We start from the raw sequence: 12,440 nt of genomic DNA, 5'->3' as shown, positions 1-12,440 counted from the left end.
GACGCGGAGGGGAATACGCTTGGAAAAAATCATCGTCCGTGGCGGAAATAAATTAAACGGCACAGTGAAAATCGAAGGAGCGAAAAATGCCGTTTTACCTGTAATCGCCGCATCGTTATTAGCAAGTGATGGAAAAAGTGTTATACGAGATGTGCCGGCATTAGCCGATGTTTATACAATTAATGAAGTGCTAAAAAATTTACAAGCCGATGTCACCTTTGAAAAGGATACGGTTACAATCGACGCAACAAATGAACTTTCATATGAAGCACCCTTTGAATACGTAAGAAAAATGAGGGCTTCTGTCTTAGTGATGGGTTCCCTCTTAGCCAGGCTCGGTCGTGCAAGGGTCGCCTTGCCAGGTGGATGTGCGATCGGTTCGAGACCGATTGACCAACATTTAAAAGGTTTCGAAGCGATGGGCGCCACTGTAAAAGTTGGAAATGGTTTTATCGATGCCCGAGTGGATGGAAGACTGAAGGGTGCGAAAATTTATTTAGACATTCCAAGTGTCGGTGCAACGGAAAATATTATGATGGCTGCTGCTTTAGCAGAAGGAACGACTATTATCGAAAACTGTGCGAAAGAGCCTGAAATTGTCGATCTAGCTAATTATTTAACGAAAATGGGAGCAATCGTAAAGGGAGCAGGAACCGAAGTGATTCGTATCGAAGGTGTGGATCGCCTTTACGGAGTGGAACATACCATTATCCCCGATCGAATCGAAGCGGGTACGTTCATCACCGCGGCTGCAATTACAGGTGGTAATGTGTATGTAAAGGGTGCTGTTCCGGAACATATTTCATCGTTAATCGCCAAACTAGAAGAAATGGGTGTGAATTTTATTGAAGAAAAAGACGGCCTTCGCGTCATTGCCCCAGAAAAATTGAAAGCCGTCGATATTAAAACAATGCCCCATCCTGGATTTCCGACAGACATGCAAGCACAAATGATGGCCGTATTGTTACGAGCCCATGGAACGAGTATGATTACTGAAACCGTGTTTGAAAATCGGTTTATGCATGTGGAAGAATTCCGCCGCATGAATGCAAACATTAAAATCGAAGGACGATCGGTGATTATGAATGGTCCTTGCAATTTACAAGGTGCTGAAGTGAGCGCAACGGATTTACGTGCCGGAGCTGCCTTAGTAATCGCCGGGCTAGCAGCGGAAGGGATTACGAAAATAACCGAACTCCATCATATTGATCGGGGTTACGTGAATTTTCATGGGAAATTAGCTTCCCTTGGTGCGGATATCGAGCGAATTAAGGAAGAAGATGTTCCCATTTTTGAAACAGTTACAGCGAAAATGAGTTAAGGGTCGGGGGAGGTAAAAACTTCGACCCACCCTTCCCCTTCGAAATCATTCTACTCGCTTCCTTTTCTTTTAATATATGAAAATCGATTTGAAATTATTCAATCGGACAAGCCTTTTCTACAGATTAGACATCCATCGACAATGGATGTTTTTTATGTTTCAAACAGGATAGTGACGTATTTGGTAAGACGCCTCCGTCATAAATTTGCCCAAAGGACCATAAAATGAAAAACAGAAGTCCAATTTTTATAGGGAGGCGAAAAATATTTGAAAAGGTTGAAACTGTTCATCCTAGCTGGAGTAGTTTTCGTAATTGCCACGATATTCATTCCTAGTATTCTCGTTCTTCCCTTTTCAACCGATAAAGTGAGCGGTCGGTTGATGGAAGTATCTGAACAGGACTGGGATACTCGTTTATCTGAAGCATCAGCAGTGGAAGTATCCGTATATCGTTCTCGTTTGGACAAGGTGGAGCAGTTGCCCATTGAACAATACGTCGTCGGAGTCGTCGCATCTGAAATGCCCGCAAATTTTGAAGAAGAAGCATTGAAGGCACAAAGTTTAGCTGCAAGAACGTATATTATCAAACAGCTTGTTAACGATCATAAAGTTGCTTTATTAAAGGGAGCAGATGTAGATGATACCCAAGCACATCAAGTGTATAAAAGTATAGAAGAGTTAAAGAAACAATGGGGAACGGATTATTTTACAAACATTGAAAAGATTAGGCAGGCCGTTTATGAAACGAAAGACGAAATCATCGTCTATGACAATGCACCGATTCATGTTTCCTATTTTTCCACAAGTAACGGCTTTACGGAAAATGCCGAAGATTATTGGAAAACGGCTTTTCCGTATTTGAAAAGTGTCGAAAGCCCGTGGGATATCCAATCTCCAAAATTTAATGATACGAAAGTGATTCAAGTATCTGAATTTGAAAAAAAATTAAACATTCAAATCACCGATGAACAAATTGGGGAAATTATCGCTTTAACGGAAGGAAAACGGGTGGCAAAGGTGAAAATCGGGAAGAAAGAATTTACAGGAAGGGAGATTCGGGAAAAATTAGGACTTAATTCCACGGATTTTACTTGGGAAAGGAAGGGAGACGAAATCGTTATTCAAACGAAAGGTTACGGACATGGGGTCGGGATGAGCCAATATGGGGCGAACGGAATGGCAAAGGAAGGAAAAACATATACGGAAATTCTGAAATATTATTACGAAGGGGTAGAGATCACCGATGTCCATCCATTTATTGAAAAAGCCGTTGTAAAAAAATAAATGGGGAATCAATTTTTCATAATCAACATCCTTATCCTTTGAAACCGGATCATAGATAAAAAACTTGTTCTACGATTTTAAGTTCTCTGATCTTCATAAGCTAATTTTTCCATTGGATTGAAGAAGGCGAAGGAATAGGTGTCTTCTTGATTTGCCATTCGATTCCATCACATACATTTTTTATAACAATCATAATCACCTTAAAAAAACGTCCCGAGGAGATTAACGAAACCGATTCTCCTTGGGACGTTTTATTGTTTAATTCGAATGTAATATTCGTTTTCCAATTTCATCAGCAGCAAGGATAGCTGCATATACATCATCCGGTGTAACATCCATCGCCATATTATGGATCGTTTCCCCTTCAGCACAAGTTACTTCCGCGACTTTCCGTATTTTTTCTTCCACCTGTTCCGTAATATGTAATTGTTCGAGGGTAATCGGCAGATGAATATCCTTACAGAACTTAGCGACTTTTTCAATTTCTTCCATATCTCTATTTTCAAGCACCAATTGGGTAAGGATACCGAAAGCAACCTTTTCACCATGATAAAGATCGTGGGTTTCTTTAATCGCAGTTAATCCGTTATGAACGGAATGGGCAGCTGCCAATCCCCCACTTTCAAAGCCGATGCCACTTAAATACGTATTGGCTTCAACGATATTTTCCACAGCTTCCGTAACGACATTTCTTTCGACAGCCAAATAGGCCTTCACGCCATCTTCAAATAACGTGTTTTGACAAGTTTCCGCTAAAGCAAGGGCAGCCTTTGTAATGGAACCACCTGCCATCGGAGTGCCATTTCCTTCATAACAGGCTCGTGCTTCCACATACGTTGCAAGTGCATCGCCGATTCCCGCAGCTAATAAACGGGCTGGAGCATTTGCAACGATTTGTGTATCAACGAGAACGATATCTGGATTTTTTGGCAAAAGTAAATATTCTTCAAATACGCCATCATCTGTATAGATGACAGAAAGGGCGCTACAAGGTGCATCCGTCGAAGCAATGGTCGGAACAATGACAACAGGCAAATGATTATAGTAGCTTACAGCCTTTACTGTATCCAATGTTTTTCCGCCACCGACGCCAACGACGACGTCAATTTTTTTCTCTTTAACGATTTCCGAAAGTCGATTAATTTCCGTTTTCGAACATTCCCCTTGAAAGGTTTCAAAATAAATGGTTCCTTGAAAGTTAGCAAAACTCGTTTCGATTATCTCTCTTGTAATACTTTGTACAAAAGAATCTGCAATAAATAAAAAGGATGATCCTAACTGACCAATGTGTTCCTGTATTCGCTGAAGCTCACCTTTACCTTGAATATATTTTCCGGGAGAAATTAATATTCTTCCCATAATTTCAGCCTCCTTTTCATTTATTACTATTCAAATAAAAAATATCATGAAATAAAAGGGAATTCTACCCGATTAAAGTGAATGTAATAAATTTTTAAAAAATGAATTTGTAAAAAAAGTAGGATAAAAAATCGTTGTAATCAAGCCGTTTAAAACGTTTAATAAAAAAGCCTTTGGAAACGATCGAGGCCTTTTCCAATGAGATTTTTCTTTAGAAAGTATCCACGATCGATGAGCATATAAGCGATCATAACGCCTAGCGTATCTTTTACAAAATCAATAACCGTTGCAGAGCGAAAGGGTACGAAGGATTGATGAATCTCATCGATCAAACCGTACAATATCGAAATCAACGCAGCGAAGACGTTGGTTTTCCTCGTTAAATGTCCGTTAGCTAAAAGTGATAGAACGATCAAAACATAAAGAATCGCAAATTCGATTAAATGTAGAGATTCTTTGATAAAAGCATCTGCAAAACGGAATCGAATCACCGCATCGCTCGGCCTTCCTGATAAATACCAAATGAGTCCACCATAAGCTATCGGGGCAATGATGATAATCCAGCGAAGTAGTCCTTTCAAAACAAAATCCTCCTTTTTTTCCGAAACCTTCCGAGTCTCAATGTAACAAAATTCTTTCCTCATTATAAAAAACATGAATAAAAACCGCAAAATAAACAAAAAATATCGAAAAAAGTTGTTTTTGAAGTATATTATTCTTTCTTTCTGTTCAAAATGAATCATGAGGTGATGAAAATGAGAGAGGAAGAAAAGAAACCATCTTCCCGCAAATTGAACATGAAGCGATTTTTCAAAAAAAAGTGGATTTTTCCGGCTGTATATATTGCTGCAGCGGCAATTTTACTAACGGTTTTCTTATGGTCACAAAACCGCGCGCAAACACCTGAAGAATTCGGATACGAACCAAATCCGGATCGACAAATGAGTGAAAACGATGCTCTGGAAGTTTCGAAATCCGTTGAACAATTCAAATGGCCGGTAACTGACGTCGATGCGGTGGAAGTGAAAACACCATTTTATGATTCAACCGCAACGAAGGAAGAACAGGAAGCAGCTATCATCGATTACGGAAATAGTTTTCAACCGAATACCGGCATTGATATTGTAGCGAAAAACGGTGAAACCTTCGATGTTGTTGCGAGTATGAGTGGTACAGTTAATCGAGTGGAAGAGGATTCCTTCTTAGGCAATGTCATCGTCATCGATCACGGAAACGGGATTGAAACCCGTTACCAATCTGTAAAGGACATCCAAGTATCCGTCGGTGATAAAGTTAGTCAAGGTCAAATGCTCGCAAAGGCTGGAAGAAGTTTGTTAAATGAAGAGGCAGGCGTTCATACTCACTTTGAAATTCGTAAAAATAATATCCCGGTAAATCCATTGAATTATTTTGAAAAATCGCTAGAGACGTTGGAAAAAGATCAATTAGATACATCCAGCGACAATGGGAATGAAGAAGCCGACGAAGCGGAAGAACAGGAAAATATAGACAATAATAATCCGAACAATGTTGTAGATAATTAAGAGATGATTTGGGAAGCAATCTGTCGATCTTCAATTGGCAGATTGCTTTTTTTCGGGATTGGAAAAGAACAAAATGTGACACCAATTTTCATTCGAAAAATAATGTTGTATATTTCTCGGGAAATAAACGGGATTTTGTCTAGAAATCGTTGAAACCGTCACAGGAGAAAAAGACGAAAAAAAGCGTATTTCCTGCATGTGAACGAACCATAGTGAAAAAATGGAAAGTACCTGTCCTTATTCCCCAATTTGTGCATATTCCCGTCCTTACACTAATAAACTGTAACAAATCGATAACCACTGTTGATTTTCCTTCGATTTACGTAAGTCTGTTTAAAATGGAACCTTTCCATTTCTCCATTTTTCATCCTTTGTTAAATAAGAAGAGAGTGTTTGAGGTGAGGAATCGTAGGGTAGCAGCTTAGATGATGTCGGGGATATTGTGAAAAAACAGAAAAACAGAAAGTGGTATACTTTCTGCCGCATAAAGTTTTTTGACAAAATACATATTGATCATCGAAATTAAGGGATATATTAGGATTCCCGTACTTCAACAGAACCGTTCTTTATGCGGAAGAAATAGTAGTTCGTCAAAGCGAATACGAGTCTCATTTCACACTTCTCACATCCAAATTATAGGAGGCGAGTGGTGTGCACGATTACATCAAAGAGAGGACCATCAAGATTGGAGAGTATATCGTGGAGACGAGAAAAACGGTTCGCGTGATTGCGAAGGAGTTTGGCGTATCCAAAAGTACGGTCCACAAAGATCTGACGGAGCGATTACCGGAAATTAATCCGGAATTGGCTCAAGAGGTAAAACGCATTTTGGATTACCATAAGTCGATTCGCCATTTACGAGGGGGAGAAGCGACGAAAATGAAATATAAAAAGGGAAAAAGGAAAGAGACGGTAATGAAAAAATAAGGCCCCTTTTTCTTAGCGATAGGTGCGGAGAAGGATTCCACCGATTCCTTGGACAATTGAAAACGGATGCATGAATAAAAGGGCATGTCTAAAGAAATCAGACGGCCCTTTTATTATTTACAAAGGAATCATTTTTCGTTATTTTGACATATTTAAATAAAATTATAAGAAATTTGACAAAAATTGTCCATAACTTTCATTTTCTATGATAAAATTATCAACTAGGATAGTTTCGAACGGAAGATGAAGGTAAGGAGGACAATATTCATGTTTGCCAAAGATATTGGGATCGATTTAGGAACTGCGAATGTGCTTATTCATGTAAAGGGAAGAGGAATCGTCTTAAACGAGCCGGCCGTCGTCGCTATCGATAAAAACACGAATCGTATGCTGGCAGTCGGTGAAGCTGCAAGAAAAATGGTCGGTCGAACTCCGGGAAATATCGTCGCTATTCGGCCGCTAAAAGATGGTGTCATTGCCGATTTTGCGATTACGGAGGCAATGTTGAAATATTTTATTAACAAATTAAACGTGAAGGGATTTTTATCAAAACCGAGAATTTTAATATGTTGTCCAACGAATATAACGAGTGTTGAGAAAAAGGCTATCCGAGAAGCAGCGGAAAAAAGCGGTGGGAAAAAAGTATATATTGAAGAAGAACCGAAAGTCGCTGCAATCGGAGCTGGGATGGACATTTTCCAGCCGAGTGGAAATATGGTCATCGATATCGGTGGAGGTACGACGGATATCGCCGTTCTATCCATGGGGGATATCGTTACATCCTCGTCGATCAAAATGGCTGGAGATAAATTTGATTTGGAGATTTTACACTATATAAAACGAAAATATAAACTACTAATCGGTGAACGAACTGCTGAGGATATTAAAATTAATATCGGTACCGTCTTTAAAGGTTTGAGGAATGAAAAAATGGATATTCGTGGTCGCGATATGGTCACAGGCCTTCCTCGAACGATCACCGTAACATCCGATGAAATTGAAGAGGCACTTCGGGAATCGATCGAAGTCGTAGTTAACGCTGCCAAAAGTGTTCTCGAACGTACACCACCGGAATTATCAGCAGACATTATTGACCGAGGAATTATTTTAACCGGAGGGGGCGCATTGTTACACGGGATTGATATGTTATTATCCGAAGAATTGAAGGTCCCTGTGTTAATTGCTGAAAATCCGATGAGTTGTGTGGCCGTTGGAACGGGAATTATGCTTGATAATATGGACAAAATTCCAAAGCGAAAACTAGGCTAATTTACTAGAATTTATTCTTCAAAATAAAAACTTCCAATCGCTGCAAAAAATCATAAACAAACTGGAACAAAAACCTTTCTCATAAATTAGATAAAGATTACCCTTTCTACTCGTATAGATTTGAACGCTTCTTATGTAATTGACATACTTTCCAACATCATTGTTTAACGATCACCGATCAACGTTTCGCTCCCCTTTGCGAAAGGAAAACTTGTTTTTATTATGAAAGGGATTTTTCAAAAATACTTAAAAATCGATGTGGAATGACGAAATATCATATATAATAGAAAAAAAGAATGGATAAATAATCGTTTTTACAATATATGCATAACAATCATTCTTTACTTAGATGTTCGAAAGCGGTTAAAATCGATCAATTTAATATGCAGTTTTTCAATGAATGTTCCAATATCAATGGGAACGAAACAAGAGAAGGGAGAGTGCTTTTTCGTGTTTAGAGGGTTTTATACCGCTGCTTCTGGGATGATTACCCAACAGCGGAAAGCGGAGATTTTGACGAATAATTTATCAAATATGACGACTCCGGGTTTTAAAGCGGACCAGTCTTCTATTCGGGCTTTTCCAGAAATGTTGATCCAGCATATGAACAAACAGCCGATTACACCAACGAAAACCATTTCCCTTCCATATTTATCAAACGTCGGACCACTGAATACCGGGACCTATATTCAAGACGTTACTCCGAATTTTCGTCAAGGGGATGTACGTGAAACGGGGATTGCCACCGATTTTGCTTTGAAAGATCTCACCATGCCGCTGACGGAAGAGGGAGTGTCTAGCACAGTCTTCTTCACGTTAGAAAATCCAGACGGGGGCGTTCGTTACACGCGAAATGGGAATTTTACATTGGATGAAGCCGGTTATTTAACGAACGGATCCGGATGGTATGTACTCGATGAAGATGGGAATCGGATTCAATTAGGAAACGACTCCTTCACGTTAAGGGAGGACGGCTGGCTTGAGCAAAATGGCATACCTGTAACTCGACTCGGTATCGGTTTTTCGGAAAATCCTTTGAACTTACGGAAAGTTGGAGAAGGTTATTTTGAAACAGAAGATGGTCAAGGGCTCCCTTCCGCATATGAAATGGAAAATGTATATTTTTCACTTGAACAAAGGGCACTTGAACAATCGAATGTGGATGCGACCGAAACGATGACCCAATTGTTGAGCTCTTATCGAACCTTTGAAGCAAATCAAAAGGTTATTCAAGCATATGACCGAAGTATGGATAAGGCGGTTAATGAAATAGGAAAAGTGTAGTCAAGCCGGGTGAAATAACTTGACTTGGCGATTTTCTAGACAAATAACAAACGTCGATAGGAATACATTTCCAAATGCCTCATCGACTTGTTTTCTATGTTCCGGATAAAATAAATGAAAATAAACAATCCAATCCATTCCATCGATGGTAAAAAAGGGGTGATGGACTTATGAACCGAATCATGATTACAGCATCGAACACGATGGGCCAGTTACAAAAGCAACTCGATGTGATCAGCCATAATATTGCTAATATCCAAACGAACGGATATAAACGAGAGCAAGTACGTTTTTCAGAAATGATGTATCAACAATTTAATAACCAACGGGATGAAAGTAAAGAAATCGGTCGTTTAACTCCCCACGGTGTTCGACAAGGAGTCGGAGCAAAGATTTCACAAATTCAGACGGATTCATCGGTCGGTAACATCGTACAAACGGATCGATTGCTCGACTTTGCTTTAACAAAGGAAAACCAGTATTTTAAAGTTCTCGTTCCACAAGATGGGGAATTAACGGTGAAATATACTCGAGATGGTGCCTTTTATTTATCTCCAATGAACGATGGACAAAACATGTTAGTCACATCACAAGGTTATCCTGTCCTGGACGAAAATGATAACCCGATTGTTTTCCAAGGGGATATGAAAGAGATTGGCATGTCTGAAGATGGAATCATCCATTATACGAATGATGTGGGCGAAGAGACGAACGTTCCACTCGGGATTGTGTTGGCTGAAAATCCACAAATTTTTCTCCAAAATGGGGATAATCTCCTCAGCCTTCCGGATCATTTAGAGGAAGGGGATGTCCTCATTCATTTAACGGGCGAAAACCGCCAGCAAATTGGTATTCGACAAGGTGCCCTAGAACAATCCAATGTCGATTTGACAGAAGAAATGACGAATATGATCCAAACCCAACGCGCTTACCAATTTCAAGCGAGAGCCGTCACTTTAGCCGATCAAATGCAAGGGTTGATTAATGGTATCCGTTAAATAGGATGAAAAGGGGTTAGGACAACGTGAGCAATTCCGACAGAAATGAGAAGGAAAAAAGTCGTCGTGAAGTCAATGGTAGACGGGATCGAATGTTTCAAAGGGAAAGGGCGCAAATGGATGGATCGATGAAACATACAATCGAAGGGAAACGACATGCAAACGAAAAGAGTGAAGATATGGAGTCATCAACGAAAATAGAGGCACGAACACGTATCGGACGTAAGCAATTGAAAACAGCAGGTGAAAAAGGGAAGCGGGTGGAAAAAGACGTCCGAGAAGAAAGCGAACAAAAGAAACCGAAAAAAATGCGAATTCGTCTCATCCCTATTTGGCTTCGCATCATCATTGTCCTCGTGCTACTCATCGTATTCTTTTTTATCGGTGCGATGATCGGATATGGTATTATCGGTGATGGTAAGCCCTTGGATGTGTTCAAAACATCAACATGGACCCACATATTTGATATCGTAAACAAGGGAACTTAATGATTCGTCTTAATCTTTGGAGGTGTTTTTTTGCTCGATATAAATGAAATTAAAAAAATCATTCCCCATCGGTATCCCTTTTTATTGATCGATCGGATTACGGAAATGGAAGAAGGCAAACGAGCAGTTGGATTGAAAAATGTAACGGCAAATGAACCGTTTTTTCAAGGTCATTTTCCCGATTATCCGGTCATGCCCGGCGTGTTAATCGTCGAAGCGTTAGCTCAAGTAGGGGCAGTTGCCATGTTAAAAAAAGAGGAAAATAAAGGGAAATTGGCTTTATTTGCTGGGATTGACAATTGCCGTTTTAAACGACAAGTAAAGCCTGGAGATCAACTACGTTTAGAGGTAGAAATTATCCGCCAAAGAGGACCGATCGGAAAAGGGAAAGGAATTGCTACTGTAGACGGGGAAGTAGCATGTGAGACAGAAATCATGTTTGCAATTCAATAACTGCTCATTTTAAGTGAGGTTTCGGTTTAGGGACTGTCTGATCAGTCCCTAAATTAATGAAAGGGAAGGTGGCCGCATCCCCAGCGGGAACACACGAACGATGCGAGTCGAAAGGAAAGCATCGCCACCGAAATGAATGGAAGGGATTGTACTTTTGGACAGTCCCTTTCCTTTTTACAGATTGAAAGGATCAGATTCCGATCAAATGAGTAAGTGGAAGACCTATTTTTAGTCGATGGGAAAATGGATAATGGTAAATGAATGTGATTTTTTCATTTCTAATATACACGAGTCACGATTGATTTGATTTTGTCGTAAAAGTAGAAAATTTTATTTCCTCCCTTCCCTTTCCTTTTGATCATTATTGTAAATGATATTTATAATTTCTTCTTGCGATGCTATCGTTACTTCGAATTGTTCGTCAACTGTTGCAATACCTAATTCCACTAGAAAATTGATGGCCTCTATTTTTTCCGAAAACTTATTAAACAAACTTTCGCGGACACCTAATTGTTTATAATTACATAAGACGTTGACTTGTCCATTCTCATCGAGTTCCATCAAGTGCAATTCCACCACTCTTTTGTAAACATCATCCGCTGTCAGCAAATCACGTTGTGCACCACTTACCGAACTAGAAGGGATGCTGATTATAAAGAATAGAAAAAGAAATAAGAAAAGCCCATTTTTTTTCATTAAAATCCCCCTCTGTTTTCCTTCTATAAAATGAATGAGCATAAAAATACCGTTACGCAGAGTATTAAAAAAAATTAATCCGTTAAAATTTATTTTACAGGAATATTCCGTTTTTTGACAAATGTCCCTTTTCGGAAATCATTTCAAATGTTGATCCCTTTAGAAGCTAAATATACACATTTACTTATCATCCGTTCCATTTGCTAGAAACTAGGCGTACTGTATACATCCATCGATGCACACGGTATGAATGGAAAGGATAGCGGAAGAAGGAAATTTTTTCAGTTATTGTTTGAATGATACAAGTTATGTGTGCAGTTTCCCGTTCGGTGAATTTTAGGAAGGGGGATGTTTTGGCTGGAAAGTATACCTACTTTCAAAAAAATTGGTTTCAAATGCAAATTTCCCAAAATTTTGGGCAAGATAACAAAAGGCCGAAAGTAGGTCAATATTGCAACGATGAAAGGAGCATCATGTTGGATGAATCGGATCGTGAAACTGTTTGGTGGCATATTGTTAGTTACCGTATTACTCGCTGGATGTGCGACGAATGACCAAGACCCACCACCAGAAGATACAGAATTAGACGTCCCTGGGGATAACATGAATTACGATATAAATAACGAAGATAATGACAGATTCACCCCGAGCAATTTAAATGACGACCTTAACAATATGAACAATCGAACGAATAAAAATTACAGAATGAGAAATAATGGCGATCCCGGTGACGGAACGAATCGGAATAACAATGGTGGGACAATGAATCAAAATGTTCCGAGAGATATGAATTAAATACAACAATGACAGATTTGGG

The 12,440-nt window shown here is 39.4% G+C and carries 13 protein-coding genes; 10 read left to right on the top strand and 3 right to left on the bottom strand.

The genetic code is table 11. From position 1 onward, the window contains the following. Window positions 1-19: 19 nt before the first annotated feature. Window positions 20-1,321, top strand: a complete 1,302-nt coding sequence (gene murA, locus OE105_RS11365) for a UDP-N-acetylglucosamine 1-carboxyvinyltransferase (protein ID WP_275420292.1) — start codon at window positions 20-22, stop codon at window positions 1,319-1,321. A gap of 267 nt (window positions 1,322-1,588) precedes the next feature. Further along, window positions 1,589-2,605, top strand: a complete 1,017-nt coding sequence (gene spoIID / locus OE105_RS11360; protein ID WP_275420291.1) for a stage II sporulation protein D — start codon at window positions 1,589-1,591, stop codon at window positions 2,603-2,605. A 258-nt stretch (window positions 2,606-2,863) separates the two neighbouring features. Here spoIID and OE105_RS11355 read toward each other — a convergent pair whose 3' ends face one another. Both OE105_RS11355 and OE105_RS11350 read right to left on the bottom strand, forming a co-directional pair. Next, on the bottom strand, window positions 2,864-3,964 hold the full coding sequence (locus OE105_RS11355; RefSeq protein WP_275420290.1) for a glycerol dehydrogenase: 1,101 nt from the start codon (window positions 3,962-3,964) through the stop codon (window positions 2,864-2,866). Window positions 3,965-4,122: 158 nt separating this feature from the next. Further along, entirely contained in the window at window positions 4,123-4,545 is a 423-nt protein-coding gene (locus tag OE105_RS11350) for a VanZ family protein (protein ID WP_476729660.1), read from the bottom strand. 174 nt (window positions 4,546-4,719) lie between these two features. Here OE105_RS11350 and OE105_RS11345 point away from each other — a divergent pair, with 174 nt between their 5' ends. The 7 genes from OE105_RS11345 to fabZ all read left to right on the top strand — a co-directional run bounded on the left by OE105_RS11345 (window position 4,720) and on the right by fabZ (window position 10,927). Beyond that, window positions 4,720-5,508, top strand: a complete 789-nt coding sequence (locus OE105_RS11345) for a stage II sporulation protein SpoIIQ (RefSeq protein WP_275420289.1) — start codon at window positions 4,720-4,722, stop codon at window positions 5,506-5,508. A gap of 651 nt (window positions 5,509-6,159) precedes the next feature. Next, the gene (gene spoIIID, locus OE105_RS11340) at window positions 6,160-6,435 is read left to right on the top strand and encodes a sporulation transcriptional regulator SpoIIID (protein WP_275420288.1); all 276 of its coding nucleotides are present in this window, start codon (window positions 6,160-6,162) and stop codon (window positions 6,433-6,435) included. A gap of 267 nt (window positions 6,436-6,702) precedes the next feature. Continuing rightward, complete coding sequence (gene mreB / locus OE105_RS11335) at window positions 6,703-7,704, top strand: rod shape-determining protein (RefSeq protein ID WP_275420287.1); 1,002 nt, start codon at window positions 6,703-6,705, stop codon at window positions 7,702-7,704. 450 nt (window positions 7,705-8,154) lie between these two features. Further along, the gene (locus tag OE105_RS11330) at window positions 8,155-8,988 is read left to right on the top strand and encodes a flagellar hook-basal body protein (RefSeq protein WP_275420286.1); all 834 of its coding nucleotides are present in this window, start codon (window positions 8,155-8,157) and stop codon (window positions 8,986-8,988) included. Window positions 8,989-9,158: 170 nt separating this feature from the next. Then, window positions 9,159-9,986 (top strand): flagellar hook-basal body protein, encoded by an 828-nt coding sequence (locus tag OE105_RS11325; RefSeq protein WP_275420285.1) that lies wholly within the window; start codon window positions 9,159-9,161, stop codon window positions 9,984-9,986. Between the two features lie 26 nt (window positions 9,987-10,012). After that, window positions 10,013-10,474 (top strand): DNA-directed RNA polymerase subunit beta, encoded by a 462-nt coding sequence (locus OE105_RS11320; RefSeq protein WP_275420284.1) that lies wholly within the window; start codon window positions 10,013-10,015, stop codon window positions 10,472-10,474. A gap of 30 nt (window positions 10,475-10,504) precedes the next feature. Continuing rightward, a complete protein-coding gene (fabZ, locus tag OE105_RS11315) occupies window positions 10,505-10,927 on the top strand; it encodes a 3-hydroxyacyl-ACP dehydratase FabZ (protein WP_275420283.1) in 423 nt (140 codons plus the stop codon). Between the two features lie 330 nt (window positions 10,928-11,257). On the opposite strand, the gene OE105_RS11310 is transcribed toward fabZ, so the two are convergent. Next, on the bottom strand, window positions 11,258-11,623 hold the full coding sequence (locus tag OE105_RS11310) for a hypothetical protein (RefSeq protein WP_275420282.1): 366 nt from the start codon (window positions 11,621-11,623) through the stop codon (window positions 11,258-11,260). A gap of 480 nt (window positions 11,624-12,103) precedes the next feature. Between OE105_RS11310 and OE105_RS11305 the strand changes: the two genes are divergently transcribed. After that, the gene (locus tag OE105_RS11305; RefSeq protein ID WP_275420281.1) at window positions 12,104-12,418 is read left to right on the top strand and encodes a hypothetical protein; all 315 of its coding nucleotides are present in this window, start codon (window positions 12,104-12,106) and stop codon (window positions 12,416-12,418) included. Window positions 12,419-12,440: the final 22 nt, after the last annotated feature.

Source organism: Fervidibacillus halotolerans (assembly GCF_026547205.1).
Lineage (GTDB): Bacteria > Bacillota > Bacilli > Bacillales > Caldibacillaceae > Fervidibacillus > Fervidibacillus halotolerans.
This window is presented reverse-complemented; position numbering and strand designations above follow the sequence as displayed.

What these genes read in the sequence shown, in the direction of transcription:
- OE105_RS11305 (WP_275420281.1), top strand. Translation starts at nt 12,104, where the DNA reads ATGAATCGGATCGTGAAACTGTTTGGTGGCATATTGTTAGTTACCGTA.
- OE105_RS11355 (WP_275420290.1), bottom strand. Translation starts at nt 3,964, where the DNA reads ATGGGAAGAATATTAATTTCTCCCGGAAAATATATTCAAGGTAAAGGT.
- OE105_RS11345 (WP_275420289.1), top strand. Translation starts at nt 4,720, where the DNA reads ATGAGAGAGGAAGAAAAGAAACCATCTTCCCGCAAATTGAACATGAAG.
- mreB (WP_275420287.1), top strand. Translation starts at nt 6,703, where the DNA reads ATGTTTGCCAAAGATATTGGGATCGATTTAGGAACTGCGAATGTGCTT.
- OE105_RS11325 (WP_275420285.1), top strand. Translation starts at nt 9,159, where the DNA reads ATGAACCGAATCATGATTACAGCATCGAACACGATGGGCCAGTTACAA.
- OE105_RS11310 (WP_275420282.1), bottom strand. Translation starts at nt 11,623, where the DNA reads ATGAAAAAAAATGGGCTTTTCTTATTTCTTTTTCTATTCTTTATAATC.